The sequence below is a fragment of the Stenotrophomonas sp. Steno-C17 genome (genome assembly GCF_056393165.1).
The window spans coordinates 137482-163817 of record NZ_JBWJPD010000010.1; the positions used below are offsets into that span (position 1 = coordinate 137482).

Sequence of the window (26336 nt, forward strand, 5' to 3'; positions counted from 1 at the left end):
TCCCACCGGCCGGGCCGGTGGGACAGGTCTACGTGGCTCAGCCGTAACGCGCCTTCAGCATCGCCCAGGCCGAACGCAGCGCCAGCGCTTCGCCACCGGCCGGGCGGCCCGGGCGTTCGCCGTCGTTCCAGGCGTACACGTCCAGGTGCGCCCAACGCTGGCCCTCGGCCAGGAAGCGTTCCAGGTACAGCGCGGCAGTGACCGAACCGGCCATGCGCGAACCGGCGTTGGCCAGGTCGGCCACGCCGCTGGACAGATAGCGCAGGTACGGGCGCCACAGCGGCATGCGCCACACCGGGTCACGGGTGGCATCGCCGGCCTGCAGCCACTGCTGGGCCACGCTGTCGTCGTTGCTGAACAGTGCCGGCAGGTCCGGGCCCAGCGCGATGCGCGCCGCACCGGTCAGGGTGGCGAAATCCAGCACCAGGTCCGGCTGCTGTTCGCTGGCGAAGGTGAGTGCATCGCACAGGATCACCCGGCCTTCGGCATCGGTGTTGTCGATTTCCACGCTCAGGCCCTTGCGGGTGGCGATGACTTCGCCGGGGCGGAACGCATCGGGGCCGATCGCGTTTTCCACCGCCGGTACCAGCAGGGTCAGCCGCACCGGCAGCTGCTGCGCCATCACCAGCCCGGCCAGCGCCAGGGCGTGGGCGGCGCCGCCCATGTCCTTCTTCATGTTGCGCATGCCGTCGGCGGGCTTGATGTCCAGGCCGCCGGTGTCGAAGCACACGCCCTTGCCGACCACCACCAACGCCGGGTCGCTTTCCTTGCCCCAGCGCAGCACCACCAGGCGCGGCGCGCGGTGCGAGGCGCGGCCCACGGCATGGATGGCCGGGAAGTTCTGCTGCAGCAGCGCATCGCCGGTGATCGCTTCGACCTGCGCACCGTGTGCGTCGGCCAGCGCGCGCGCCGCATCTTCCAGCTGCTGCGGGCCCATGTCTTCGGTGGGGGTGTTCACCCAGTCGCGCACGCGCAGGCTGGCGGCGATCAGGTCGGCCACTTCACCCTGCGGCGCCGCCACCAGCTGTGCCGGCGCGCGGTTGCGCTTGCGGTAGCGGTCGAAGCGGTAGCTGCCCAGGCCCCAGCCCAGTTGCAGCAGGGCCTGCTCGTCGGCGCTCAGGTCGCTGGCCAGCTGCCAGACGCTGCCTTCAGGCAGGGCGTGCGGGGCATGGGCGTAGCTGTAGGCATCGGCACGGTCACCCACGCCGATCACGGCGCCAGCCAGGCCCTCGCTGCCCGGCAGCAGGGCCACGCTGTGCGCGGCGCCGTTGAAGCCCTGTGCGCCCAGCCAGGCCTGGGTGGCCGCCGGCTGGGTGGCTTTCCAGGCCTCGAACTGGCTGCGGTCGAGCACGTACAGCGGCAGGGCGGTGGCGGTGGAAGCGGTGAAACCAGTGATCTCGCTCATGCGTCAGCTACTCCGGGGTGCGGCGGCATCGAGGTTGGCATCCAGCCAATCGGCCAGGCCGGTAAGGGTGTCGAACTGCAGGTCAGGCTGCAGCTGCGGATGATTCCAGGTGGCCGCTTCGCGGTTGATCCAGCAGCCGCGCAGGCCCGCGGCGATCGCGCCGGCCACGTCCATTTCAATGTGGTCGCCCACGTGCAGCACCTGCGCCGGGGCCACGCCCAGGCGTTCGCAGGCGGCATGGAAGATGCTCGGTTCCGGCTTGGCGGCGCCGTGTTCGCGGGCACCCAGCTGGAAGGCGAAGTGATGGGCCAGGCCGATGCGTTCCAGATCGGCGTTGCCGTTGCTGAGTGCAGCCACCGGCACGCGCGCGGCGATGCGGGCCAGCGCGTCCAGCGCGTCCGGGTAGCATTCCACCTGGTTGCGCGCGGCGTAGAACGCCTCGTACGCAGGCTCCAGCAGATCCAGGCTGGCGCCGCTGTTCTGCAGGGCTTCCTGCAGGGTCAGCCGGCGCAACGCGCTCAGGTCGAAATGCAGCTGTGGGTTGTCGCGGAACGAGCGCTCGCGCAGTTCGCGCATGGCCGCCACCGGATACATCGCGGCGGTGGCAGGGCTGTGTTCACGCATCCAGTCGTACAGGACCTGGTCGATGCGGGCGCCGATGGGAGCGAACGGCCACAGCGTGTCGTCGAGGTCGAGGGTGATGGCAAGGACAGGGAAGTTCACCCCGCCATTCTACGCCCGCGCGGCCGGGCTTTCATTCCAGCAGCCGCGCCCAGCCCTGCATGCCCTCCAGCCGTGCCAGCACCAGTTTGATGCAGACCAGCAGCGGCACCGCCAGCAGCAGGCCGATCATGCCCCAGGCCCAGCCGAAGACCATCAGCGCCAGGATCAGCACCAGCGGTGACAGCTTCATGCGCCGGCCCAGCACGATGGGGGTCACCAGCTGGCCTTCCAGGGTATGCAGGGCCAGGTAGGCGGCGGCCGGCAGCAGTGCCTGCAGCGGGTCGCGGAATTCGACGAAGCCCATCAGCAGCATCAGCGCCACGCCGATCAGTGGGCCGACATACGGTGCGAAATTGAGCAGCGCCGCCACCGTGCCCCACAGCAACGCTTCCTGCAGGCCGATGCCCAGCAGCATCAGCACGCCGGCGAACAGCAGGCCGACCAGGGTGTTGATGACGGTGATGGTCAGCACGTAGCGCGATACCTCGCGTTCGATCGAACGCAGGATGTCACTGGTGAAGCGTTGCTGCTGGCGGTTGGGGAACAACGCGATGGCCGCGCGCTGCAGGCTTTGACCGTAGATCATGAAGAACAGGGTGAGCAGCACCACCGCCAGCACCGAGGCGGCCAGACGCGGGGCACGGGTCAGCATGCGGTAGGGATCGTCCAGCTGGGTACGGATGACCTGCACGCGGCGGCTGCTCTCGCCGCCAGCCACGCGGGCGAAGTTTTCCGCCGCCTGGTTGGCCTGCTGCACCGGCTTGGTCAGGTCCTGCACCTGGCGGGCCACCTTGCGCAGTTGCTGCGGTGCTTCCTGCGCCCAGTCCATGGCCGGGCCTACCAGTTGCACGGCCAGCGCGGTGGTTACCCCCAGCCCGGCGCCGAGGATCAGCAGGGCGCCCAGCGCGCGCGGAATCCACAGCTTCTGCAGCAGGCGCAGGATCGGGTTGCCGACCAGAGCGAAGAACATGGCCAGCAGGATGGGCAGGAAGATGTCCTGCGCCGCCCACAGGGTGTACGCCACGGCCAGGGTGGCCAGGATCACCAGCGACATCGGCCCGCGTGGGCGCAAGGGTGGCGGCAGGGGCGCGTCGGGCGCGGGCGACGACGGGGACAACAGGGGCTCGCTCATCGGCGCACCGACCGGGAAGGGAAGCGCATTATCGTCCCGCCGCGATCAACGCGGCGGGTTTGTCGTGTCAACGTTCGGAGACGTCGGTCGCGGCCTCGGCCGGCTGCGGCACGCGCAGCTCGTCGGCCGCGCGCGGCGGTACTGATGCGGCAGCGGCCGGCGGTTCGGCCGCCCGCGTTGCGGTGTGCCCGGCCGCCGTATCCGCCGCGGTGTCGGCGGCGGCATCCGCAGTCTCGGCGGCTTCGTCGGCGGTATCGGCGGCATGGGCCGCCATCGCTGCGGCGAATGCGGCCTGGCCGCTGGCCATCAGGTTGGACACCGAGCCGATCATCTGCAGCCAGCGCGCGCCGTTCACCTTGCCCGGCACTTCCAGCTTGCCGGCCACGAAGCCGCCGGCCAAGCCGACGACCACGATGCGCAGCGGCGACCAGCCGCGTCGCCACACCTGGCTGAGCACGCCCCAGTTGTCCTGGGTTTCGGCCATGCGCACGGCCACGACCTGTTCGCAGCGTTTCACCCGCCGCTGCAGTGCGCCGAATTTCATGGCTTGCCCTCGGGGATCTGCACATCGGCGTCCGGATCATCCTCGCTGGGCTCGTCGAACAGGCCCAGGCGCGAAAGCTGCCGCCGGGTGGCGTGCATGCCGGTGTGGTGGAAGAAGTAGGACACTCGCCAGATCGCGTAGCCGGTCACCGCCAGGCTCAGCAGCGAGGTGATCAGCAGTGCCTGCAGCCAGCTCAGGCCCCAGCTCTGCAGCAGGGCGATGAGGGTGGCCGCCATCAGCAGCCAGGCCGAGGCACCGAACACGATGCCGACCCCGGCCCAGGCCAGCGCACGGCCGAACGCACTGCGGGCCAGGGCGAAGTCGGCCGAGGCCAGGCGCCGCAGCGAACGCAGCGAGTGCTTGGCCGAATCGGCGGCGGCCTTACCGGCCGCGCCGACCTGGCGGATGCTCTCGTCCAGCGGCGGGGTGGCCGCCGGATCGGGAGCCTGCGTGGTGTCTTCGCTCACGCCGCGGCTTACTTGTTGCTGCTGCTGGCCAGCTTGGCGATCAGCCAGCCGGCGGCGAAGGCAACGCCGAACGAGGCCAGCGGACGCTCACGGATCAGCTCGGCGGCGCTGTCCACCAGATCCTTGCCCTTGTCCATCAGCGCATCGACCTGTTCCTTGGCGGCGGCACCGCCGAATTCGGCAGCGGCCAGGCCCGACAGGGCGCTGTCGGACAGCTCGGCCTTGACGTTGGCCTTGCCGATGCGCAGTTCGTCACCGGCCGCGCCGGTTGCACCCTTGATCGCACCGCCGGCAGCGCTGGCGGCCTGCTTCAGGTGGGAACCGGCTTCACCCAGGTGTTCCTTCAGGTTCTCGGTATTGGTGGGGCTCATCGAATCACTCCTGTTGCGATGGGGGGACGAACGGATGTTCGGCCGATGGGACGGGTAGCAATAGCATTGGCCGGGTATAGGGGGTGTTACGGCGGGGCGATCAGCGCATCACCAACTGCCCCTGCTGCTGGCCATTGTTGCGCAGGATGCGCAGCACCAGGGTCGGCGGGCGCTGCTGGAAATTGGCGCGCCAGCTGGCCAGGTCGGCGAATTCACCCACCGTGGCCTCGGCGATGATGTCGCCCTGCTGCAGGCCGTTGCTGGCGGCGCGGCTGCCGCGCTTGACCTCGCTGACCAGCACGCCGCCCACGCCGGATTGGCGCAGCGATTCGGGCAGGTCGACGAAGGTGGCCCCGCCCAGGCGCGGGTCCAGGCTGTCGCCGGTCACCGCACGTGCCTGCTCTTTCAGCGTGGCCTTGATCTGCAGCGGCTTGCCTTCGCGGCGTACGTCCAGGGTCAGCACACTGCCCACGGCGGCCAAGCCTTCCACGTTGTGCAGCGCTTCGGCACTGTCCACGCGCTGGCCATTGGCCGACACCACCACGTCGCCCGGCTTCAGCCCGGCGCTGGCGCCAGCCGAACCGGCCAGCACGCGGGTAACCAGCGCGCCGCGCGTTTCGCCAAGGCCCAGCCCCTGGGCGATCTGCGCACTCAGGTTCTGGCTCTCGATGCCCAGCGTGCCGCGCACCACCACGCCATGCTTCACCAGCTGGTCCACCACGCTGCGGGCCAGGTTGGATGGAATGGCCAGGCCCAGGCCGATGTTGCCGGCCATGCTGCCCTGCGGGTTGTAGCTGGCGGTGTTGATGCCCACCAGCTGCCCTTGCAGGTTGACCAGCGCGCCACCGGAATTGCCGGGGTTGATCGATGCATCGGTCTGGATGAAGTTCTGGTAGCCCAGCCCGCGGATGCCGCTACGGCCCACCGCCGACACGATGCCCGAGGTGACCGTCTGGCTGAAGCCGAACGGATTGCCGATGGCCACCACGAAGTCACCCACGCGCAGCTGGTTGCTGTCGGCCAGCTTGATGTCGACCAGGTTCTGCGCCGGAATGCGGATCAGCGCGATATCGGTGTCGCGGTCCGAGCCGAGGAATTCGGCCTTCACCGTGCGCCCGTCGGCCAGGGTGACCTGCACGTCGTCGGCGTTGTCGATCACGTGGTGGTTGGTCAGCACCAGCCCTTCGCTGGCATCGATGATCACGCCCGAGCCCAGCGATTCGTTGATGCGCTCCTGCGGGATGTCCGGGAACAGGCGGCGGAAGAACGGGTCGTTGAAGAAGGGGTTGCGCACGCGCACCACCTGCTTGGTGTTGACGCTGACCACCGCCGGCATGGCCTTTTCCAGCATCGGCGCCAGCGAGGGTACCGCCTGCCCGGCCACCGACGCAGGCAGGGCCGCGGCGGTGGGCAGTGCGGCCGGCAACGGCGCTGCATCGGCACGGTTGTCCAGGTGCGCGTTGAGGCCGGTGGCAACGAAGCCGCCGAAGGCTGCGGCAATGGCGAGCGTGAGCAGGGTGGGTAGCGGTCGCATGGCAGTCAAATTGTTGGCGTGGATGGGGGCCGTAGGCCTATACGGTAGAACAAGCTGAATGAGTGTGTCGCGATCCGGATAAATGGCCCATGAAAAACGATAAGCACATGCAACGCCGCCCGGCCGTGGCGGGGACGCGTGTCATGGCGGAAGCGACACGCCGACACGGCGCGATACTTGCGCAGTTCCGCGCATATGAGCATGGCGGTGGCCGCTCGCACCGGCGGCCTTGGCACGGCGCGCTCGCGCGTGCGTGCACCACTGCCGCGCGCAGCCGAACTTGCGCGCACCGCTGAAAAGAAGGGGTTTGATGAATGGCGCGCGGCCCGATTGCGGTGTTTGCATACAGCAGCGGCGTCGCACAGGATGCGACTACAGAAGCGTGACCCGTTCCACGACGGCGATTGTCGGTATAGCATCGCCCCGTTTTGATAATCCAGGCCCCCAGGAGGGCAACATGAGCAACGGTAATGGTGTGTCGGTCGTGACCGACGCCGTCGAGAACGTCAAAGAAACCGCCACCAACGTTGGCGAGACCATCGCCCACGCCGCCGAAGACGCCGTGAAGTCGGTCAAGAAGACCGTCAAGCGCGCCACCAAGGCTGCCGGTACCCGCGTTGCCAAGGCCAAGAAGGCCGTGGCCAAGGTCGAGAAGACCGTTGCCAAGAAGGCCGAGAAGGCTGCCAAGTCGGTCGGCAAGACCGTTGCCAAGGCGAAGAAGAAGCTGGAAACCGCCAAGAAGAACGCCAAGGCCGAAGCCGCTGCCCTGAAGAAGGAAGTGGCCAAGAAGAAGGCGGCTGCCGGCAAGGCCGTGACCAAGAAGGCCGCTGCGGCCAAGAAGACCACCAAGGCTGCCACCAAGGCTGCCGGCAAGAAGGTCGCCACCGTGAAGAAGGCCGCCACCAAGAAGGCTGCCGTGGCCAAGAAGACCGTCGCCAAGAAGACTGCGGCCGCCAAGAAGGTGGTCGGCAAGAAGGTCGCGACCGCCAAGAAGGTGGCCGGCAAGAAGGCTGCCGTGACCAAGAAGGTCGCCACCAAGAAGACCGCCGCTGCCAAGAAGGTTGTCGGCAAGAAGGTTGCCGTTGCCAAGAAGGCCGTGGCCAAGAAGACCGCCGTGGCCAAGAAGGCGGTCGGCAAGAAGGTCGCTGCCACCAAGAAGGTCGCCACCAAGAAGACTGCGGCCGCCAAGAAGGTGGTCGGCAAGAAGGTGGTCGGCAAGAAGGTCGCCGCGACCCGCAAGACCGTGGCCAAGAAGGCTGCACCGCTGAAGAAGGTCGCTGCCAAGAAGGCACCGGCGAAGAAGGTTGCCGCCAAGAAGGCGCCGGCCAAGAAGGCCGTGCGCAAGGCTGCCAAGCGCAAGTAAGCCGCGCTGACGCCATGAACCCTTCCGCCCGCTCAGGGCGGAAGGGTTTTTTATTGCCTGTCAGTGGCGCGCCAGCGGCGCCGCTGGCCGTGCCTGCAATACCGCCAGCGCGGGCAGCGGCAAGGCACCGCCGAACACCGCCACGCCGGTCCAGCCGAAGTGATGCCAGGCCAGCGCGCCGGCCCACGAGCCGAACGCCCCGCCCAGGAACATGCCGGTCATGAAGACGGTGTTGAGCCGGCTTTTGAACTCCGGATGCAGGCCGTACACCTGGTGCTGGTGGCTGACCAGCGCCACCTGCACGCCGAAGTCGAGTACCACCACGCCCAGTACCAGACCGCCCAGTCCCGGCCACAGGCCCAGCAGCAGCCACGACGCCAGAGTGGCCAGTACGCCCAGCCGCACCACCGGTGCCGGGCCGCGGCGGTCGGCCAGGCGCCCCGCCACCGGTGCGATCGCCACGCCCACCACGCCGATGATGCCGAACAGCCCGGCCGTGGCGGCGCCCAGCTGCAGCGGCGGCGCGGCCAGGTGCAGTGACAGCGTGGTCCAGAACACCGAGAACGAGGCGAACAGCAGCGCCTGCGCCCAGGTGGCGCGGCGCAGCAGCGGATGGTCGCGCCACAGGGTGCGCAACGATCCCAGCAGCGCGCCGTAGCCCGGCGGGTGGCCCGGTGGTGCATGCCGTGGCAGCGAACGCGCCATCAGCAGCGCCGCGCCCAGCGCCAGCGGCACGCCCAGCCAGAACATGGCGCGCCAACTGCTGGCGCTCGACACCAGCCCGGCCAGCGTGCGGCTGAGCAGGATGCCGGCCAGCAGGCCGCTCATCACCGTGCCGATGGCCGCACCGCGTCGTTCCGGCTCGACCAGCAGGGCGGTGAACGGCACGATCTGCTGGGCCACGGTGGCGGCCGCACCCAGCACGATCGCGCCGGTCGCCAGCGTGGCCAGCCCTGGCGCCAGCGCAGACACGACCAAGGCCACCGCTACCGCCAGGAACTGCAGCACGATCAACCGCCGCCGTTCGTGGCGGTCGCCCAGCGGCAGCAGCAGGAGCAGGCCGGCGGCATAGCCCAGCTGGGTCAACGCAGGTATCCAGCTGCTCACGCGCACGTCGCCCAGGTCATGGGCCATGGCCGCCAGCATCGGCTGGTTGTAGTAGATGTTGGCCACGCCCAGGCCGGCGGCCACGGCCATGGCGAACAACGGTGCGGCGCGCGTGGCGCCGACCGCAGTGGGGGAGGAAGACATGACACGGCTCCTGGCGGAAAAACGCGCGGGTCTGCTGCATTGCCCGCGCGGATGGACCTCAGCCCTGCACGAAGGCCAGCAGGTCCGGATTGATCACGTCGGCGTGGGTGGTCAGCATGCCGTGCGGATAGCCCGGGTAGACCTTCAGCGTGCCGTTGGCCAGCAGCTTGATCGACTCACGCGCGGCCGCTTCGATCGGCACGATCTGGTCGTCGTCACCATGCAGCACCAGGGTCGGCACGGTAATCGCCTTCAGGTCGTCGGTGAAGTCGGTTTCGGAGAAGGCCTTGATGCCCTCGTAGTGTGCCTTGGCACTGCCGGCCATGCCCTGCCGCCACCAGTTCTGGATGGCACCGGGCACTACCTGTGCGCCGTCGCGGTTGAAGCCATAGAACGGGCCGCCGGGCAGGTCCAGGAAGAACTGCGAACGGTTGGCTGCCAGCGCGGCGCGCAGGCCGTCGAACACATCGATCGGCAGGCCCTTGGGGTAGGCCGCGGTGCGCAGCATGATCGGCGGCACCGCGCTGACCAGCACCGCCTTGGCGACGCGGCCCTGCGGCTGGCCGTAGCGGGCCACGTAGCGCGCCACTTCGCCACCGCCGGTGGAATGGCCGATGTGCACGGCATTGCGCAGGTCCAGGTGCTGCATGACCACCGCGGCATCGGCGGCGTAGTGATCCACGTCGTGGCCTTCGCTCACCTGCGCCGAACGGCCGTGGCCACGACGGTCATGGGCCACCACGCGGAAGCCCTTGGCCAGGAAGAACAGCATCTGCGTGTCCCAGTCATCGCTGGACAAGGGCCAGCCATGGTGGAAGACGATCGGCTGGGCCTCCTTCGGGCCCCAGTCTTTGTAGAAGATCTCGACGCCATCGGGGGTGGTGACAGTGCTCATCCGGGTAACTCCTCAGGGGTGGGTGGGAACGAGGTCCACGCTACGCCTGGGGGGCTTGGCGCAACATCACACGCTCGGTTCGCCGGGGCATACCTTGGTGTGATCGCCGGCGTCGAGCAGCCGCTGCAGGCAGCCGGCCAGGGCATCGGCGTCCACCGGCTTGCGCAGGAACGCCACCGCGCCGGACGCACGCACGCGCTGTTCCACCGCGGGCGTGGGAAAGGCGGTCAGGAAGATCATCGGCGGCAGCTCACCGCGCGCGCGCAGGCGTGCCTGCAGTTGTTCGCCATCGAGTACGGGCATCTGCACATCGCTGATGATGCAGGCCGGCGCGGGCAGCGTGCTGTCATCCAGCAGCGCCTGGCCGTGGGCGTAGGCACGCACGGCATAGCCCAGCGCACGCATCAGGCTGGACAGCGACGCGCGGACGCCGGCATCGTCGTCCACGATCGCGATGAGGGGGGGCGGAAACATGTGGGACTCCTTCGTGCCACCCCGGACGCAACGGGTCCGGGCTTGGCTGGTGTCCTTTATGCCGCAGTCGCGCGGCCGCCACCATCATACGCAGGTGTGGGTAGCGGCCCGGGCGCGGCCTGTGCTCAGTGGCCGATGCCCAGGGCTTCGGCCTGGCGCACCAGCTCGGCCAGCGAGCGCACGCCCATCTTGCGCATCACGTTTCCGCGGTGGATCTTCACCGTGATCTCGCTCAACTGCAGTTCGGCGGCCACCTGCTTGTTCATCAGGCCCGACACCACCAGCGCCATCACCTCGCGTTCGCGGCTGGTCAGGGTGGCGTAGTGCGCGCGCACGCCGTCCAGCGCGCCATCGCTCTGGCGGCGCTGGCGGTCGCGCTCGATGGCCGCGGTCACCGCGTCCAGCATGTCCTGGTCGCGGAAGGGCTTGGCCAGGAAATCCACCGCGCCGGCTTTCATCGCCTTCACCGTCATCGGGATGTCGCCATGGCCGGTCATGAACACCACCGGCAGGGCCACGCCCTGGGCGGCCAGCTGGGCCTGCACATCCAGCCCGCTCACGCCCTGCAGGCGCACGTCCAGCACGATGCAGCCGGGCACGTCGGGCAGTGGCTGCGCGCCCAGTTCGCCAGGGGCCGCGTACAAGCGCGTCTGCAGCCCGACCGAGCGCAGCAGGCTGTCCAGCGAGGTGCGCACGGACGGATCGTCATCCACGATCACCACCAGCGGTGGCGCGGCGGGCGGGGGCGGGGAGCGATGCATGTCAGGCGGTCTCCGGTGCAGTGGCCAGCAGCAGGGTAAAACAGGTGCCGGTGCCCGGTGTGCTGTGCACCTGCAGCTGGCCACCATGGGCTTCCACGGTGGTGCGGCAGATCGGCAGGCCCATGCCCATGCCCTGTGGCTTGGTGGTGAAGAAAGGCTCGAACAGGCGCGCCACGTGCTCGGCGGCGATGCCCGGTCCGGTGTCGCGCACGTCGATGCGCACATGGCCTTCGACGGCCTGCAGTTCGATGCGCAGGGCGCGCATGCCGGGCTGGCCGCTCATGGCCTGGCAGGCGTTCAGCAGCAGGTTCACCAGCACCTGCTGCAGCTGGATGCGCTGGCCCGGCACGTCCGGCAGCGCGGTCGCCTGGTCCACCTGTACCTGCACCTGCTCGCGCTGCAGTTCGTGCTGCAGCAGGCGCAGCGCGTCGTCCACCAGCACCGCCGGCGCCAGCACTTCGTGCGCGGCTGGCGTCTTGCCCAGGAAGTCGCGCACGTTCTTCACGATGCCACTGGCGCGGCGCCCTTCGGCAATGGTGCGCTCGATCGCCTGTTCCACCTCGTGCAGTTCCGGCTGCGGTCGGCGCAGCCAGCGCAGCCCGGCTTCGCCATTGGTCACCACGGCCATCAGCGGCTGGTTCACTTCATGCGCCAGCGATGCGGTCAGCTCACCCAGGGTGGCCACCCGGCTGGCATGGGCCAGTTCGGCCTGCGCGGCCAAGGCGCGCGCCTCGGCCTGCTTGCGCTCGTGGATGTCGACCACGAACACCAGCACCGTGCCATCGCCTTCGCGGCGATCGGGGAAGGTGATGGTGAACAGCACTGGCACCGTACTGCCGTCGGCGCGCACGATGGTCGTTTCGCCTTCGCAATGGGGCGCACCGGAAACGAACGCCGCCAGCGATGCGGCGAAGGTGCGGTCGTCGTCGGCCAGCACCGCATCGACCGTGGCCGGGGCGGCACCTTCACCGATCAGGCGGCGGAACGCGGGGTTCAGGCCGACCAGCCGTGCCCGTTGGCGGAAGCCTGTCAGCGCCTGCGGCGAGGCCTGCAGGTAGGCCTGCAACTGCGCGCGGTCACCCACTCCGTGCCGCGAGAGCTCGGCACGCACTTCGCTCCAGTCCTGTTCCACCACGCCGATGCGGCTGCCGTCGAACATGCGCCGGTAGCGCTGCTCGCTGCGCACCAGTGCCGCGTGTGCAGCCTGCCGCTCGCTCACATCGGTGTGCGTTTCCAGCACCCGCAGCGGTCGCCCCTGGCGGTCGCGCTGCAGCACCCAGCGGCTCTCCAGCCACAGCGTGCGGCCATCGCGGGTGCGCTGCGTCAGCAGTCCCTCCCAGCGGTCATGCTGCAGCAGGTCCGCTTCAATCTGCGACCGCGGCGCCGGGTAGCGGGTCTGCAGCAGACGGTCGGCGGGCTGTCCGGCGGCTTCCTCGCGGCTCCAGCCGTAGACCTGTTCGGCGGTCAGGTTCCAGAAGCCGATCACCCCGGCCGGGTCGCGCACGAAGATCATGTCGTGCGACAGGTCCAGCAGCACGGCCTGGTCGGCCAGGGTGCGCATGGAACGCTGGTTCTGCAGTGCCAGCACTGCGGCGATCGCGATCGCCACCAGGCTGACCAGCGCGCGCACGGTCTGCGGCCCCACGTGGTCGATGCCGTGGGTATCCAGGTAGGCGCACAGGGTCAGCCCGGCGCCAGCCACGGCCACGGCGATGATGTCGCCGCGGCGACCGGTACGCGCCACCAGCAGCACCGGTAGCACGTACAGCACCGCCACCGCGCCTTCCAGCGTGGACAGCGTATCGAACAGGGCAATGGCCAGCACCACCACGCAGGCCACCGCGCGCAGCGCCATCGCCGGAATGATCCGGTGCGGGAACACCACGTCGCCGCCGCCACTGGGGTGCGGTGCCGGGGTCCAGGGGGATGGGGTGCGCGGCGTTGGCATCGGGCCTCCTGTGCCAGGGTGGGGCGCCGCCTGTCGGCCACGCCGAAAGACCGCTGCTACGGTCCCTTGCCCGCCCATGCTGGGCAAGGAACCGGCGCGGTGTCTTGCACGGATGTGCGCAGCCGGCCGGGCAAACCAAGGTATGCCCCGGGCGATACCCAGGTGCAATGGGCGCCGGCCCGCGCGCTGCCTACGCTGGATCCGTCCCCTCCTGGAAACGCCGCCATGACCGCACCCACCTTCTCCACTGCCCTGCGTGTACGCAACGACCTGGGCGCGCAGGCCGCCGCCGATCTGGCCCCGGCGCTGACCGCGCTGCTGGCCGACATGTTCGCGCTGTACCTGAAGACGAAGAACTTCCATTGGCACATGAGCGGCCCGCACTTCCGCGATTACCACCTGATGCTGGACGAGCAGTCGGCACAGGTGCTGGCCACTACCGATGCCATTGCCGAGCGCGCGCGCAAGGTCGGCGGCACCACCCTGCGTTCGATCGGCCACATCCAGCGCATCCAGCGCCTGCTGGACAACGATGCCGACTATGTCACCGCGCAGGACATGCTGGCCGAACTGGCCGACGACAACCGCCGCCTGGCCGGCTTCCTGCGTGCCACCCATGGCGTGTGCAGCGAGTACGGCGACGTGGCCAGTACCAGCCTGATCGAAACGTGGATCGACGAGGCCGAACGCCGCAGCTGGTTCCTGGGCGCCTGCCGCGAAACCCGCTGATCACTCGACCCGTCCGCATTGCAAGGAGAGCGGTAATGCACACCCCATTGGCAGTGGCCCCCGCCGAGCCGTCCCCCGCCAGCCGCCTGGCCATGCTGGGCCATGACCTGAACAACGTGCTGCAGGCGGCCGCCGCGGCGATCGGGCTGGCGCTGCAGGGCGGCCGCCTCGGCCCCGCCGACAGCGCGCTGCTGGACGTGGCCGGCCAGGCCCTGCAGCAGGGCGCCGGCATGGCCCGGCTGTTCCTGGGCCAGGACATTCCGCGCCCGTGCAGCAGTGACGGCGTGGAACTGGCCGAGCTGGTGCAGGAAATGGCGCCGCTGCTCCAGCACGCCATCGCCCCGGCCATGCAGCTGGAGCTGGATGCATGCGCGCTGTCCGGCCGCGTGCAGGTGGACCGCAGTGCCCTGCAGCGGGCGCTGGTGAACCTGGCGCTGAACGCACGCGAAGCCTGCCCGGCGGGTGCGCGGCTGCGCATCAGCACCGATGCCTGCACCCTGGTGGTGGCCGGTCCGGGGCGTACGCCCGGCCGTTACGGCATCGTGCGCGTGGCCGACAACGGGCCGGGCATCGATCCTGCCGTTGCCGCACGCGTGTTCGAGCCCGGCGCCAGCAGCCGCGGGCCGGGGCGCGGGCTGGGTCTGGCCCAGGTGCGTGCGGCGGTGGAAGCCAGTGGCGGCTTCGTCGATGTGCAGTCTTCGCCGCGCCGCGGCACCTGTTTCCTGCTGGCGCTGCCCAGCACCACCGCCTGATCGCCACGGAGAATGCCATGACCCTGTCCCGTCACGTCCGTTCGCTGGCCCATGCCGAACTGGCCCATGCCAGTGCGCTGGGTGAAGTCCGCCGCCTCGACGGCACGGCCTTCCCGCTGCTGCAGGGGCTGTCGATCAAACGCCTGCGGCTGGAAGCCGACGCCATGCGCGAAGCGCACTGGCACGCCAATGCCGATGAGCTGGCCTACGTCTGCCAGGGCCAGGTACGTGTGCAGGTGATCGACAACGGCGACCAGGTCAGTGCGTTCGTCGTGTCAGAAGGGCAGATGTTCCATGTTCCCAGCGGTGCCCTGCACCTGATCGAGAACCTGGGCCCCGGTCGCGCCGAACTGATCATCGCTTTCAGCCATGCGCACCCGCAGGATTTCGCCTTGCAGGCAGCCTTCGGTGCCATGAGCGATGCCGTGCTGGGCAACACCTTCGATCTGCCGGCCAGCGCGTTCGCGGCGTTGCCGCGCGATACCCACAGCCGCTACCTGGTGCCGCGCCCGGTGGGTCTGCCGCCCCCGTCGCTGGATCACGCCCAACCGCTGCGCTTCGACGTGGAAGCGCAGTCGGCGCCGGTGGCGTTTCCGTATGGGCACGCGCGGGTGGCACGCAGCCAGTTCTGGCCCGCGCTGCGGCACCTGGCCATGTACTCGCTGCAGATCGGCGATGACGGCATGCGCGAACCGCACTGGCACCCCGATACGGCGGAAATGGGCTACGTCCACCGCGGCCACGCCCGCATGACCGTGCTCGACCCTGATGGCAGCACCGACACCTACCTGCTGTCGCCGGGCGATGTGTACTTCATTCCCCCGGCCTATCCGCACCAGATCGAAGCGCTGGGGCAGGACATCCACTTCCTGGTGTTCTTCGACCGGCCAATGCCCGCCGACATCGGCTATCGGCTGTGCGGCGCGGCGCTGGCCCCGGCCACCCTGGCCGCGACCTTCGGCGTGCCGGTGGAGCGGGTGCCGGTGCTGCCGGCCACCACGCGCGACCCGCTGATCGTGGCCCGCCGCAATCCTCTCGATCCCTCCACCTGACCTGCGCCACCATCAAGGCCTTCCCGGGGAGGTCTGAGCATGCGCGGAATCGACTTCAGTTCCTGGCAGGGGGTCCTGTCCACGCTGGCCGGGCTGGTGCTGATCACCCTGTTGGGCGTGGGCATCCGCCTGCTGGTGATGCAGACCCTGCAGCAGCGCCGCGAGCGTGAGAACCGGCAGATCAACGAGCGCCTGCGCACGCTGATGGCGGCCTACAAGACGCTGGGCGGCTCGTTCACCGGCGATCTGGGCGTGGACCCCACCCATCTGCGCGAACTGCGCCAGCGCGCCCATGAAAGCGGCAGCGCCGAGCCCGGCTCGGACCGTGCACGGCGCATCCGCGATGCGGTGGAAGCGGCGCTGTCGGACATCCTGTTGCTGGGCACCGACGAACAGGTGCGGCTGGCGGCGCGTGCGGCCACGGAACTGGCGCAGGGCCGTCCCGTACACATCCATGACCTGGTGGTGTCCCTGCGAGACTTCGTACGCCAGGCGCTGGACCTGGCGCCGGTGCCGGCCGACCTGCAGATTCCACCGCAAGGCCCGACGCGGCCGGCCAGTGGCGGGGCGGGCGGCAAGGCGCGCAGCGCCGAGGGCGATGCGAAGGGTGCGCGTGGTGGTGGCGGAGGCGGAGGCGGTATGGGCGCTGGCATGGGCGGCCTCGGCCTGGGGGCCGGCGCCGCGCTGGGCGCCGGCCATGCCAGCGAGGACGACCCGGGCACGCGCTGAGTTGCCTCGCGCCGGTCAGGGCAACAGATCGAGGATCGGCACGAAGCCGCCATAGATCATCCGCGCACCGTCGAAGGGCATCGGGTTCTTCGACGGATCCATGCGCGGGTCTTCCATCATCTTCTGCATGCCCGCATCGCGGGTGGCCTTGTCGGGCCACTCGATCCAGGAAAACACCACCGTCTCATTCGGCGTGGCCTTCACCGCGCCGAAGAAGTCAGTGGTCTTGCCCGGTGGCACATCGTCACCCCAGCATTCGACCACGCGCAGCGCGCCGTATTCGATGAACACGACATCGCCCATGCGGGCGTGGGCCAGGAATTTTTCCTTGTTGGCAGTGGGCACCGCCAGGACGAAACCATCGATGTAGCTCATCACTTGCCTCCGTGGTGGACCGTGGCGGATGCACGGTCTTGCTGGTTCGACGAATGAGGGCGCGTGCAATCGACACGCGTGTGGCCATTGGAATGCAGTGCATGTGCACGCAGCGCGCGCGTATGCCAGAAACTGCCTGAATCAAGCCAGAAAATTCAGCAATGCGAAGACCGGGGTTTTCAGGGAGCGTTGTGTCGAATAACGGAGAATTTACATTCCCGATGCGATGGCGCCCTGGCGCTGCTGCACACCATAAGAAAGTAAAGGTGTACCCCCATGAAGAATTCGCTGATTGCCCTGGCCCTGGCCGCCGCCCTGCCGTTCACCGCTTCGGCCGCTGAAAACCTGTCCTACAACTACGCCGAGGCGGACTACGCCAAGACCGACGTTGATGGCGTGAAGGCTGATGGTTACGGCGTCAAGGGTTCCTACGGCTTCCTGCCGAACTTCCACGCCTTCGGTGAATACAGCCGTCAGGAAGTGGACCACACCAACATCAAGGTCGATCAGTGGAAGGTCGGTGCCGGCTACAACGTCGAAATCGCACCGTCCAGCGACTTCGTCGCCCGCGTGGCCTACCAGAAGTTCGACCAGAAGCACGGTCTGGATTTCAACGGCTACAGCGCTGAAGCCGGTATCCGCACCGCCTTCGGTGCCCACGCCGAAGTCTACGGCCTGGTCGGCTACGAAGATTATTCGAAGAAGCACGGCGTCGATATCGACGGCCAGTGGTACGGCCGCCTGGGTGGCCAGGTGAAGCTGAACCAGAACTGGGGCGTGAATGGCGAGCTGAAGATGAACCGCCACGGCGACAAGGAATACACCGTCGGCCCGCGCTTCAGCTGGTAATTGCAGCGCCACGCGCCGCGCGCGCTGGCAATGCCCGAACAGGCCCGGTCGTGACCGGGCCTGTTCTGTTTTCAGCTATCGAAACCGCGCATGACCGGTGGCGCGGGGCGCGTGTTGCATTGCAACGAATTGGATTCCGCGCCGCACAGCCGCAGCCTACGGTGGCATTTCCGAAAATGCCGGACACGCATTGATGCCGCCCGTCCTTCCGTCCCTTTTACCTGAGCGAGTGTGCCGACTGGCACTGCTGGATCCGCACCCGGTGCTGCGGCTGGGTGTGGAGGTGCTGCTGCGGCAGCACAGCGGCGTGCAGGTGTGTGGCAGCTTTGCCGACGAGGGCGAACTGCTGCTGCATCTGCAGCGCGATCCCGAGGGCGTCGACCTGCTGCTGATCGATGCCTTGCCGCGGGGTGACCTGGGGGACGGCCTGGCCCTGCTGCGCCAGTTGTCGCGTACCTGGCCGCAGCTGCCGATCCTGGTGCTGTCGGCGCACTGCAATGCCAGTACGGTCGCCACGGCCATGCAGGCCGGTGCACGCGGCTTCCTGTCCAAGGCCACGGCGCCGGATGTGCTGCTGCGTGCGGTGGACGTCGTATCGCGCGGCGGTCGGTTCGTGCCGCCCGACCTGCGCGCGCAGCTCAGCCGGTCACAGCCGGTGCCAGCGCTGGCACCCAGCCTGGCACCGCTCAGCCGCCGCGAACGCGAGGTGCTGCATCTGGTGCTGCAGGGCTGCAGCACCGGCGAAATGGCCCAGCGCTTCCAGCGTTCGGCCAGCACCATCAGCACGCAGAAGAAAGCGGCCTACCAGAAACTGGGCATCCGCAGCGATGGCGAGCTGTTCCGTATCCGCCATCTGCTGGAATGCAGCTGAGGCCGGCTTACTGCCCCTGGTACTGCTTCTCTTCCACCAGCGCCGAACCGGCCACGCGGTTGATCTCGTTCTTCACCACGATGCGTTCGCCGTTGGTGCCGTACACGCCGCGCGCCAGCTGCACGAATGCATCGTCGAAGACCTGTGCGGCTTCCTTGTCGCGCAGCTGGTCCTGGATGTCCCACATGCGCTCGTTGATCTCCTTCAGCTGCACCTTCAGCGCCTGCAGCGCTGGCTGGGCCTGCAGCTGCTGCTGCAGCAGGGGCAGCAGGCCGTCCAGTTCGGTGCGCACGTTGGCGACCTTGGCGGCATCGGTGATGCGCTCGGCCTTGATCTCGAGAATGGTGATCTTGTCGATCAGCTCGCCGATCGATACCGGGGTCAGAATGGCGTCCACGCGATTGCTTCCTGGAAACAGGCGGCCATGATAGCGCGCCTGTTCCCTGCGACCGCCGCAGATGCCTGGCCGGGCGCTACGGGCGTGCGCGCAGCGCGCCGGGCAGCCACACCAGCAGGGCCAGCACGGCCACGCTGGCGCCCGCCACGCAGACGCCGGTCCAGCCGAAGTGCTGGTACACCTGCGCCGACAGCAGCGAGCCCAGCGAACCGCCGATGAAGTAGCCGGTCATGTAGCCGGCGTTGAGTCGGTTGCGCGCCTCCGGCTGCAGGGCGTAGATCAGGTTCTGGTTGCTGACATGCAGCAGCTGGGCAGCCAGGTCCAGCACCACCACGCCCACCAGCAGCGCCAGCAGCGAGTGGGCCGACAGCCCCAGCGGCAGCCAGGACAGCAGCAGCATCACCAGCGCGATGGCGGTCGCCCGGCCGGCCTGGCCGCGATCGGCCATGCGCCCGGCCAAGCCTGCGGCCAGCGTGCCGGCGGCGCCGACCAGGCCGAACAGCCCGATCGTGGCGTCGCTGTAGGCATACGGCGGCTGCGCCAGCAGGAAGGCCAGCGGCGTCCAGAAGATGGCGAACATGGCGAAGCTGCAGGCGCCCAGCAGGGTGCGCTGGCGCAGCACCGGTTCCTGCACGAACAGCGTGCCGATCGAACGCAGCAGCGCGAAGTATCCCAGGCCGGCGGTGTGGTGGAAGCGTGGCAGCCCACGCTGCAGCGCTGCTGCGGTCAGCACCAGCACGGCGGCGGCGATGGCGTAGACCAGGCGCCAGTCGCCCAGGCTGGACAGCAGGCCGGCCACGGTGCGCGCCAGCAGGATGCCCAGCAGCAGCCCGCTCATCAGCGTGCCGACCACGCGGCCGCGGTGCTCCGGCGCCGCCAGGGTGGCGGCAAACGGCACCAGCACCTGCGCCACCACCGAGAACAGGCCGGTGATGGCCGTGCCCACCAGCAGCCAGGTCAGCGACGGCGCGCACGCGCTGATCACCAGCCCGGTGGCCGACAGCAGGCTCATCACCACGATCAGGCGGCGTCGCTCGAACAGGTCACCCAGCGGCACCAGCAGGATCAGGCCAGCGGCGTAACTCAGCTGCGCAGCGGTCACGACCATGCCCACCTGCCCGAACGGCACCCCGAAGGCATCGGCGATGGTGTGCAGCAACGGCTGCGCATAGTAGTTGCTGGCCACCGCGACACCGGTGGCGACCGACATCAGCAGGACCTGCCAGCGGTGCAGGGGGGGAAGGGCAGGGCTCACGCGTTGTTCCGTAGTGCGGGGGTGCTCAGTGTCCGCCTGCTGCGCCCATGATGGAAATGAATCATCATCATCCCTGTCATCTGAAAATGAGATACATGGGTGAATCTGAAGCAGCTTGAGTTCGCCGTGGCCCTGGCCGAAGAAGGCAACTTCACCCGTGCCGCCGCACGCTGCCACGTGGTGCAGTCGGCGCTGAGCCACCAGATCGCGCATCTGGAGCAGGAACTGGGCACGCCACTGTTCGAGCGCCTGCCGCGTCAGGTGCGCACCACGGCGGCCGGTGAAGCACTGCTGGTACATGCACGGCAGGTGCTGGCCAGCCTGCGCCGGCTGCGGGCCGACGTGGCCGCGGTCAGCGGCGAGGTACGCGGTATGCTGGCCATCGGCCAGATTTCCTCGCTTACCGATATCGACGTGGTCGCGCTGCTGGCTGCGTTCCAGCAGTCGCACCCGCAGGTCGAGTTCCAGCTGCGGGTAGACAAGAGCGAGACCCTGATCGAGCAGGTGCAGGCACGCGTGCTGGATGTGGCGCTGGTCGGCCTGGCGCCGTCGGCGCAACTGGATGGTGTCTGCCAGCAGGTGCTGCTGGAAGAGGACCTGGTGGCGGTGCTGGCGCCCGGCCATCGGCTTGCGCGCCGGCGACGCTTGGCGTTGGCCGACCTGCAGGACGAAGCCCTGGTGGATTTCCCCCGCGGCACCGGTGCGCGACGGCAGACCGACGATGCCTTCGCCGCGGCGGGGCTGCCGCATGCCGTGCGTTTCGAGGTCAACCTGATGGAACTGGTGGAACGTTTCGTCCGCCAGGGCCTGGCCATCGGCATCGTGCCGGTGTCGATCGCCGCCGGTTTCCAGCAGGTGGTGCAGGTGCCGCTGCAGCCCACCCCCTCGCGCCGCGTGCATCTGGTCTGGCAGCGCCTGCCGACCCCGGCCGCGCGTGCCTTCGTGCAGGCCGTGCTCAGCCGCGCAGGCGCAGGCTCAGGCCCTTGAGGAAGTTGCGCAGCATCTGGTCCAGGCAGCGCCGGTAATTGTTGTGGCCGGGCTGGCGGAACAGCGCGCCCACTTCCGACTTGGACACGCGGAAGCCGGCGCTGGCGAAGATCTCCATCAGATCCACGTCGCGCAGCTGGAAGGCCACGCGCAGCTTCTTCAGCACCAGGTTGTTGTCGATGCGGGTTTCCACCGGGCGCAGCGGCTGGCTCTCGTCGCGGCCGCGCAGGTGCACGATCAGGCCATCCAGGAAATGCGCCAGCGCGCCATCATCCATCGGCGCGAAACCAGCTTCGTCATCGCGCCGCAGCCAGGCCTTCACCTGTTCGGCATCGACCACGAAGGCCGGGTCGGCCAGCTGGCACAGGGCCACCACGTGGTGGTCACCCAGGTCCAGCGAATAGCGCACGCTGCGCAGTACATCGTTGTTGATCATGGCCCATTGTACCGGGGTGGCGCCTGTCACCGGACTGTCACCGGATTGCAGCATCGTGGGCGCTCTCCTGCACAGGTCCTCGCGATGCGCCGGTTTGCCCTTTCCGTCCTGCTGCTGGCCAGCAGCTTCAGCGCCGCCGCCCAGGCCCCGTACGTCCCGCTGGAACAGCGGCTCAGTGCGGCCCAGTTGGCCGAAGTCGGGCTCAGCCCGGCACAGCTGCAGGCGCTGAACCGCGCGCTGCGCCAGGCCCAAGCCGGTGAGCCGGTTGCCGGCACCGCCGCTGCGCCAGTGCCAGCGGGCGTGCCCGCGCCGGCGGCCATGCACCTGGGGCTGGAAGAAGGCCCGGTCAGTGCGCGGCTGGTGGGCGAGGTGGCCGGCTGGGCCCCCGGCACCGTGTTCACCCTGGACAACGGCCAGCAGTGGCAGGTCATGAAGGGCCAGATGACGTTGCGCGCGCCGCTGCAGGCGCCGCAGATCGAAGTGATACCCGGCATTGCCGGGCGCTGGTTCCTGCAGGTGGATGAAGACCTGCCCAAGGCACGCGTGTTCCGCCTGCGCTGAACAACCCCGGGGTCGGATCCCTTTGCCCAGGGCAAAGGGCTCTGACCCCAGCAAGGCCCCAAGCCTGACCAACCCGGCCTGATCGGGCAACGCAGGCACCGGCCGAGGGTGCCAGAATGGGGGTCTGGTTCCCCACGGAGTTGTCTGCATGACCCGCACCGTCCTGATTACCGGCGCCACATCCGGCTTCGGCGCCGCCGCCGTCCATCGCTTCGCCCAGGCCGGGTGGAAGGTGATCGCCACCGGCCGCCGCGGCGAACGCCTGCAGCCGCTGGTCGACCGTTACGGCCAGGACGTGGTGCACGCGGCGGTGTTCGACGTGCGCGATCCGGTGGCCATGGAAGCCGCGCTGCTGGCCCTGCCGCCGGCCTTCGGCGATATCGACCTGCTGGTGAACAACGCCGGTCTGGCCCAGGGCACCGCGCCGGCGCAGAGCGCCAGCCTGCAGGACTGGACCACCATGATCGACACCAACATCACCGCGCTGGTCACGCTCACCCACCGCCTGCTGCCGCTGCTGGTGGAGCGCAAGGGCGCGATCATCAACATCTCGTCGGTGGCCGGCGTCTATCCGTACCCCGGCGGCAACGCCTATGGCGGTACCAAGGCCTTTGTCAGCCAGTTCTCGCTGGGGCTGCGTTCGGATCTGCACGGCACCGGCGTGCGCGTGACCACCATCGAGCCGGGCATGGCCGAAACCGAATTCACCGTGGTGCGCACCCATGGCGACCAGGCCGCGTCGGACAAGCTGTACACCGGCGCCAACCCGATGACCGCTGAAGACATTGCCGAACAGATCTTCTGGGTGGCCACCCTGCCGCCGCACCTGAACATCAATCGCCTGGAACTGATGCCGGTCAGCCAGTCGTTCGCCGGCTTCCAGGTCGCCCGCGGGTAATCTGTAGAGTCGAGCCATGCTCGACTGCCCAATTGCCTTGGTAGAGTCGAGCTTGCTCGACTGATTTCAACAGCAGTCGAGCAAGCTCGACTCTACAAAAGCAGAAAAGCCGGGCATTGCCCGGCTTTCTTCATTTACTGCGCCTTGATCGCCATCGCCTGCAAGCCGGTGCCATCCAGCTTCTGCTTGGCCTCGGCCAGCTCACCGGCACTGCCATACGGCCCCATGCGCACGCGGTACACGGTCTTGCCGTTGATCTGCGCCGATTCAACGCGGGCCGCCAGGCCCATCATCGCCAGCTTGGCCTTGGTCGCTTCGGCATCGCCGGAAGCACCGAAGGCGCCCGCCTGCAGGATGTAACGCGTGTTGTCAGCGGCGGCCGGTGCGGCAGCCGGCTGCGAGGCCACCGTTTCGGTACGTGCCGGCGCTGCCGCCGGCGGGGTGGCCGGTGCCGCTACGGGACGCTCGCTCAACGGGGCCGGCAACGGACGTTCGGTGGCGGTCACCGCGGCGGTGCTGGCCACGCTGGCCGTTGCCACCGGTGCGGCCGCAGGGGCCGCCGCAGGGGCCGCCGGCACCGGCTTGCCTTCCAGCGCTGCCTGCGCGCGCTGCGCCTCGGCCTTCGCCCGGCGCTGCTCTTCCGCACGCGCACTGGCGGCCAGCTCAGCGTCGGACATCTCCACTTCCTTGCCCGGCAGCAGGGTATAGAAGTCGTACTGGGTGGCCGTCGGCTTTTCCGGTTCCGTCGGCTTGGCAGCCGCCGCCGGCGTGGCCGGCTGGCTGCCCACATCGGCATCGGCATCGGCCACCGGCGCCGGCTGCGCGTTCGGGTTCGGCTGCGGACCGGCGCGCAGGAAGCCGTCGCCCTCACCCTTGAACAGGTTCGGCGCCGCCAGGAACACGACGGCGGCAATCGCCACACCGGCCACCAGCCACACCCATCCGGGCGTGCCCTGGCTGCTGCTGTTGCGTCGGGCCTGTGTCTTGCCGCGTCGTGCTGCCATGTCTACTGCTTCTCCGGGGAATTACATTTTTTCCGGGGCGCTGACGCCCAGGAGGTCGAGGCCGTTGGCCAGCACCTGCCGTGCCGCGTTGGCCAGGGCCAGGCGTGCGTCCAGCTCGGACTGGTCCAGTTCAAGGATCTTCTTGCTCTGATACCACGTGTGGAACGCGTGTGCCAGTTCGCGCAGATATTGCGCCACCAGATGCGGTTCCATCAGTGTGCCGGCCGATTCCACCACTTCCGGGTAGCGCGACATTTCCACCATCAGCCACAGCGAGGCTTCATCGTCCAGGCGGGTCAGACCGGCCACGCCGGCGCTGGGCGAGTGGGTGATGCCCTTCTCCTGCGCCTGGCGCAGCAGGCTGCAGACGCGGGCATGCGCGTACTGCACGTAGAACACCGGGTTGTCGTTGCTCTGCTGGCGGGCCAGGTCGATGTCGAAGGTCAGCTGCGAATCGGGCTTGCGCGCGATCAGGAACCAACGGGTGGCATCACGGCCGGCTTCGTCGATCAGGTCGCGCAGGGTGAAGTAGCTGCCGGCACGCTTGGACAGCTTCACTTCCTCGCCCCCGCGCATGACCGTCACCATCTGGTGCAGCACGTATTCGGGCCAGCCCTGCGGAATGCCTACTTCCATGGCCTGCAGGCCGGCGCGCACGCGTGCCAGCGAACCGTGGTGGTCGGCACCCAGTTCGGTGATCGCGCGTTCGTAGCCGCGCTGCCACTTGGACAGGTGGTAGGCCACGTCCGGCACGAAGTAGGTGAAGGTGCCGTCGGACTTGCGCATCACGCGGTCCTTGTCGTCACCGAAGTCGGTGCTGCGCAGCCACAGTGCGCCGCCTTCCTCGTAGGTGTGGCCCGAGGCCTGCAGCTTGGCCACCGCTTCGGCCACCTTGCCGTCGGCGTACAGCGAGCTTTCCAGGAAGTAGATGTCGAAATCGACGCCGAACGCGGCCAGGTCCAGGTTCTGCTCGTTGCGCAGGTAGGCCACGGCGAAGCGACGGATGGCCTGCAGGTCGTCCGGGTCCTTGGCGCCCACCACCGTGGTGCCTTCCAGGTCGACGCTGGCGCCGGCCATGTAGGCGCGGCCGACATCGGCGATGTATTCACCGCGGTAGCCGCCTTCCGGCCAGCCGTCCTGGTCGGGGGCGATGCCCTTCACGCGGGCCTGGGTGGACAGCGCCAGATTCTCGATCTGCACGCCGGCGTCGTTGTAGTAGAACTCGCGCTTGGCGTTCCAGCCATTGGCATCAAGCACACGGGCGATGCAGTCACCGATGGCCGCCGCGCGGCCGTGGCCGACATGCAGCGGGCCGGTCGGGTTGGCCGACACATACTCCACGCCCACGGTACGGCCATTGCCGGACAGATTGCGGCCGTAGTCCTGGGCTTCCTTCAGCACCAGCGCGGCTTCGCGCTGGTAGGCGGCCGGGGCCAGGTGGAAATTGATGAAGCCAGGGCCGGCGATCTCGACCTTGCTGACATCCTCGCTGCGCGGCAATGCCTCGACCAGCGCCTGCGCCACCGCACGCGGATTGCTGCGTGCGGCTTTGGCCAGCAGCATGGCGGCGTTGGTGGCGAAGTCGCCGTGTTCGCGGGTCTTCGGGCGCTCGACCACGAAGTCCGGCGTCAGGGTGTCGGCGGGCAGGGTGCCATTGGCGCGCAAGGCTTCGATGCCTTGGTTGATCAGGGCGCGGAGGAGATTTTTCACGAGGCCTGCTGTGAGAATGAGCGGCGGAATCGCCCATTTTAGCGCAGATGCCGGCCTGGTCGTTGGCCGGACGCGACTTGTGAAGACCGACGCGCCGCCGTGTTCAGCCTTGCAGGCGGGCGCTCAGCTTTGGCAGAAGGCCTCGTTCAGCAAATGAAACCGGGCGCCCTTCGCCCACCACGAAGTGGTCAAGCAACCTGACGTCCACCATCGCCAGGGCCTGCTGCAGCTCGCGGGTGATGCGGGTGTCGGCCGCCGAGGGTTCAGGGTCGCCCGAGGGGTGGTTGTGGCTGAGGATGACCGCTGCGGCGTTGTGCAGCAGGGCCCGGCGCACCACTTCGCGGGGGTAGACCGGCGCCGCATTGATCGTGCCCTGGAACAGTTCCTCGCAGGCCAGCAGGCGATGGCGGTTGTCCAGGAACAGGGCCATGAAGATTTCCCGGGCCTGCCCGCGCAGCCGGTGCTGCAGGTAGCGGCCCACCGCCGAAGGGTTCTCGCCCACGCAGTCGCCCTGTTGCAGTTCGGCGGCCAGATAGCGCTGGGCCAGCTCCAGTCCGGCGGCCAGGGCGCAGCTGCGCGCCGGCCCCAGCCCGGGCAGGCGGGTCAGCTCGCTGGCCGGGCGGTCCAGCAGTACGCGCAGGGGGCCATGGGCCTGCAGCAGGTCGCGGGCGGTCTGCACGGCATCGCGGCCGCCGAAGCCCGAGCCCAGGAACAGGGCCAGCAGTTCGGCGTCGGACAGTGCCGCCGGGCCGCGGGCCAGCAGTTTCTCGCGGGGGCGTTCGCTTTCAGGCCAGTCGTGGATGGTCATGGCTCATTGTGGGCAGGCACGCGCTTGGCCCCCATCGGCGCTTCCCGCGCCCTGG

Annotated in this window: 29 protein-coding genes; 10 read left to right on the forward strand and 19 right to left on the reverse strand. The window is 68.7% G+C overall.

Features of this window, described 5'->3' with window-relative positions; translation table 11 throughout:
* Positions 1–37 precede the first annotated feature (37 nt).
* From AC06FA_RS11245 to AC06FA_RS11275, 7 genes are all read right to left on the reverse strand, one after another.
* Complete coding sequence (locus tag AC06FA_RS11245) at positions 38–1405, reverse strand: leucyl aminopeptidase family protein (protein WP_478068364.1); 1368 nt, start codon at positions 1403–1405, stop codon at positions 38–40.
* A gap of 3 nt (positions 1406–1408) precedes the next feature.
* Entirely contained in the window at positions 1409–2128 is a 720-nt protein-coding gene (locus AC06FA_RS11250; protein WP_478068365.1) for an HAD family hydrolase, read from the reverse strand.
* Positions 2129–2159: 31 nt separating this feature from the next.
* The gene (locus tag AC06FA_RS11255) at positions 2160–3260 is read right to left on the reverse strand and encodes an AI-2E family transporter (protein WP_478068366.1); all 1101 of its coding nucleotides are present in this window, start codon (positions 3258–3260) and stop codon (positions 2160–2162) included.
* A gap of 67 nt (positions 3261–3327) precedes the next feature.
* Positions 3328–3804, reverse strand: coding sequence for a protein sip-5 (locus AC06FA_RS11260; protein WP_478068367.1), 477 nt, complete (start codon positions 3802–3804; stop codon positions 3328–3330).
* A complete protein-coding gene (locus tag AC06FA_RS11265; protein ID WP_108751902.1) occupies positions 3801–4271 on the reverse strand; it encodes a phage holin family protein in 471 nt (156 codons plus the stop codon). The genes AC06FA_RS11260 and AC06FA_RS11265 overlap by 4 nt, the downstream gene beginning before the upstream one ends.
* Positions 4272–4279: 8 nt before the next feature.
* Positions 4280–4642 (reverse strand): hypothetical protein, encoded by a 363-nt coding sequence (locus AC06FA_RS11270; RefSeq protein ID WP_478068368.1) that lies wholly within the window; start codon positions 4640–4642, stop codon positions 4280–4282.
* Positions 4643–4742: 100 nt separating this feature from the next.
* Positions 4743–6176: a Do family serine endopeptidase gene (locus tag AC06FA_RS11275; protein WP_478068369.1), complete on the reverse strand. Its 1434-nt coding sequence runs from the start codon at positions 6174–6176 to the stop codon at positions 4743–4745.
* Between the two features lie 457 nt (positions 6177–6633).
* Here AC06FA_RS11275 and AC06FA_RS11280 point away from each other — a divergent pair, with 457 nt between their 5' ends.
* A complete protein-coding gene (locus AC06FA_RS11280; protein WP_478068370.1) occupies positions 6634–7539 on the forward strand; it encodes a histone in 906 nt (301 codons plus the stop codon).
* 60 nt (positions 7540–7599) lie between these two features.
* On the opposite strand, the gene AC06FA_RS11285 is transcribed toward AC06FA_RS11280, so the two are convergent.
* From AC06FA_RS11285 to AC06FA_RS11305, 5 genes are all read right to left on the reverse strand, one after another.
* A complete protein-coding gene (locus tag AC06FA_RS11285; protein WP_478068371.1) occupies positions 7600–8790 on the reverse strand; it encodes an MFS transporter in 1191 nt (396 codons plus the stop codon).
* Positions 8791–8848: 58 nt separating this feature from the next.
* Positions 8849–9685 carry an alpha/beta fold hydrolase gene (locus tag AC06FA_RS11290; RefSeq protein ID WP_478068372.1) on the reverse strand — a complete coding sequence of 279 codons (837 nt, stop codon included), beginning with the start codon at positions 9683–9685 and terminating at the stop codon, positions 8849–8851.
* 66 nt (positions 9686–9751) lie between these two features.
* The gene (locus AC06FA_RS11295) at positions 9752–10159 is read right to left on the reverse strand and encodes a response regulator transcription factor (RefSeq protein ID WP_478068373.1); all 408 of its coding nucleotides are present in this window, start codon (positions 10157–10159) and stop codon (positions 9752–9754) included.
* A 125-nt stretch (positions 10160–10284) separates the two neighbouring features.
* The gene (locus tag AC06FA_RS11300) at positions 10285–10920 is read right to left on the reverse strand and encodes a response regulator transcription factor (RefSeq protein ID WP_478068374.1); all 636 of its coding nucleotides are present in this window, start codon (positions 10918–10920) and stop codon (positions 10285–10287) included.
* A gap of 1 nt (position 10921) precedes the next feature.
* Complete coding sequence (locus AC06FA_RS11305; protein WP_478068375.1) at positions 10922–12868, reverse strand: PAS domain-containing sensor histidine kinase; 1947 nt, start codon at positions 12866–12868, stop codon at positions 10922–10924.
* Between the two features lie 225 nt (positions 12869–13093).
* On the opposite strand from AC06FA_RS11305, the gene AC06FA_RS11310 reads away from it, so the two are divergent.
* From AC06FA_RS11310 to AC06FA_RS11325, 4 genes are read left to right on the forward strand one after another with little or no spacing between them, the layout of a single operon-like run.
* Positions 13094–13597 carry a Dps family protein gene (locus tag AC06FA_RS11310; RefSeq protein WP_478068376.1) on the forward strand — a complete coding sequence of 168 codons (504 nt, stop codon included), beginning with the start codon at positions 13094–13096 and terminating at the stop codon, positions 13595–13597.
* Positions 13598–13632: 35 nt separating this feature from the next.
* A complete protein-coding gene (locus AC06FA_RS11315) occupies positions 13633–14349 on the forward strand; it encodes an ATP-binding protein (RefSeq protein ID WP_478068377.1) in 717 nt (238 codons plus the stop codon).
* A gap of 17 nt (positions 14350–14366) precedes the next feature.
* Entirely contained in the window at positions 14367–15401 is a 1035-nt protein-coding gene (locus AC06FA_RS11320) for a cupin domain-containing protein (RefSeq protein WP_478068379.1), read from the forward strand.
* 39 nt (positions 15402–15440) lie between these two features.
* Positions 15441–16130, forward strand: a complete 690-nt coding sequence (locus tag AC06FA_RS11325) for a hypothetical protein (RefSeq protein WP_478068380.1) — start codon at positions 15441–15443, stop codon at positions 16128–16130.
* 15 nt (positions 16131–16145) lie between these two features.
* Here the strand turns inward: AC06FA_RS11325 and AC06FA_RS11330 are convergent, their stop codons facing one another.
* A complete protein-coding gene (locus AC06FA_RS11330; RefSeq protein ID WP_478068381.1) occupies positions 16146–16505 on the reverse strand; it encodes a DUF1428 domain-containing protein in 360 nt (119 codons plus the stop codon).
* Positions 16506–16781: 276 nt separating this feature from the next.
* Here AC06FA_RS11330 and AC06FA_RS11335 point away from each other — a divergent pair, with 276 nt between their 5' ends.
* Together AC06FA_RS11335 and AC06FA_RS11340 are read left to right on the forward strand one after the other, a co-directional pair.
* A complete protein-coding gene (locus AC06FA_RS11335; RefSeq protein ID WP_108748202.1) occupies positions 16782–17354 on the forward strand; it encodes an OmpO family porin in 573 nt (190 codons plus the stop codon).
* 193 nt (positions 17355–17547) lie between these two features.
* The gene (locus tag AC06FA_RS11340) at positions 17548–18225 is read left to right on the forward strand and encodes a response regulator (RefSeq protein WP_478068383.1); all 678 of its coding nucleotides are present in this window, start codon (positions 17548–17550) and stop codon (positions 18223–18225) included.
* A gap of 7 nt (positions 18226–18232) precedes the next feature.
* Here the strand turns inward: AC06FA_RS11340 and AC06FA_RS11345 are convergent, their stop codons facing one another.
* Together AC06FA_RS11345 and AC06FA_RS11350 are read right to left on the reverse strand one after the other, a co-directional pair.
* Positions 18233–18622 carry a DUF6165 family protein gene (locus AC06FA_RS11345; RefSeq protein WP_108748204.1) on the reverse strand — a complete coding sequence of 130 codons (390 nt, stop codon included), beginning with the start codon at positions 18620–18622 and terminating at the stop codon, positions 18233–18235.
* Between the two features lie 76 nt (positions 18623–18698).
* Positions 18699–19832: an MFS transporter gene (locus AC06FA_RS11350; protein WP_478068405.1), complete on the reverse strand. Its 1134-nt coding sequence runs from the start codon at positions 19830–19832 to the stop codon at positions 18699–18701.
* 144 nt (positions 19833–19976) lie between these two features.
* Here AC06FA_RS11350 and AC06FA_RS11355 point away from each other — a divergent pair, with 144 nt between their 5' ends.
* Positions 19977–20864: a LysR family transcriptional regulator gene (locus tag AC06FA_RS11355; RefSeq protein ID WP_478068384.1), complete on the forward strand. Its 888-nt coding sequence runs from the start codon at positions 19977–19979 to the stop codon at positions 20862–20864.
* Here the strand turns inward: AC06FA_RS11355 and AC06FA_RS11360 are convergent.
* Positions 20833–21300, reverse strand: coding sequence for a YehS family protein (locus tag AC06FA_RS11360; RefSeq protein ID WP_478068406.1), 468 nt, complete (start codon positions 21298–21300; stop codon positions 20833–20835). The genes AC06FA_RS11355 and AC06FA_RS11360 overlap by 32 nt on opposite strands.
* An 84-nt stretch (positions 21301–21384) precedes the next feature.
* Between AC06FA_RS11360 and AC06FA_RS11365 the strand changes: the two genes are divergently transcribed.
* On the forward strand, positions 21385–21861 hold the full coding sequence (locus tag AC06FA_RS11365) for a hypothetical protein (RefSeq protein WP_478068385.1): 477 nt from the start codon (positions 21385–21387) through the stop codon (positions 21859–21861).
* Between the two features lie 148 nt (positions 21862–22009).
* Entirely contained in the window at positions 22010–22759 is a 750-nt protein-coding gene (locus AC06FA_RS11370) for an SDR family NAD(P)-dependent oxidoreductase (RefSeq protein ID WP_478068386.1), read from the forward strand.
* 134 nt (positions 22760–22893) lie between these two features.
* Here the strand turns inward: AC06FA_RS11370 and AC06FA_RS11375 are convergent, their stop codons facing one another.
* From AC06FA_RS11375 to radC, 3 genes are all read right to left on the reverse strand, one after another.
* Complete coding sequence (locus AC06FA_RS11375) at positions 22894–23763, reverse strand: SPOR domain-containing protein (RefSeq protein ID WP_478068387.1); 870 nt, start codon at positions 23761–23763, stop codon at positions 22894–22896.
* Positions 23764–23784: 21 nt separating this feature from the next.
* Complete coding sequence (argS, locus tag AC06FA_RS11380) at positions 23785–25473, reverse strand: arginine--tRNA ligase (protein WP_478068388.1); 1689 nt, start codon at positions 25471–25473, stop codon at positions 23785–23787.
* A 103-nt stretch (positions 25474–25576) separates the two neighbouring features.
* Entirely contained in the window at positions 25577–26281 is a 705-nt protein-coding gene (gene radC / locus AC06FA_RS11385; RefSeq protein ID WP_478068389.1) for a RadC family protein, read from the reverse strand.
* Positions 26282–26336 lie beyond the last annotated feature (55 nt).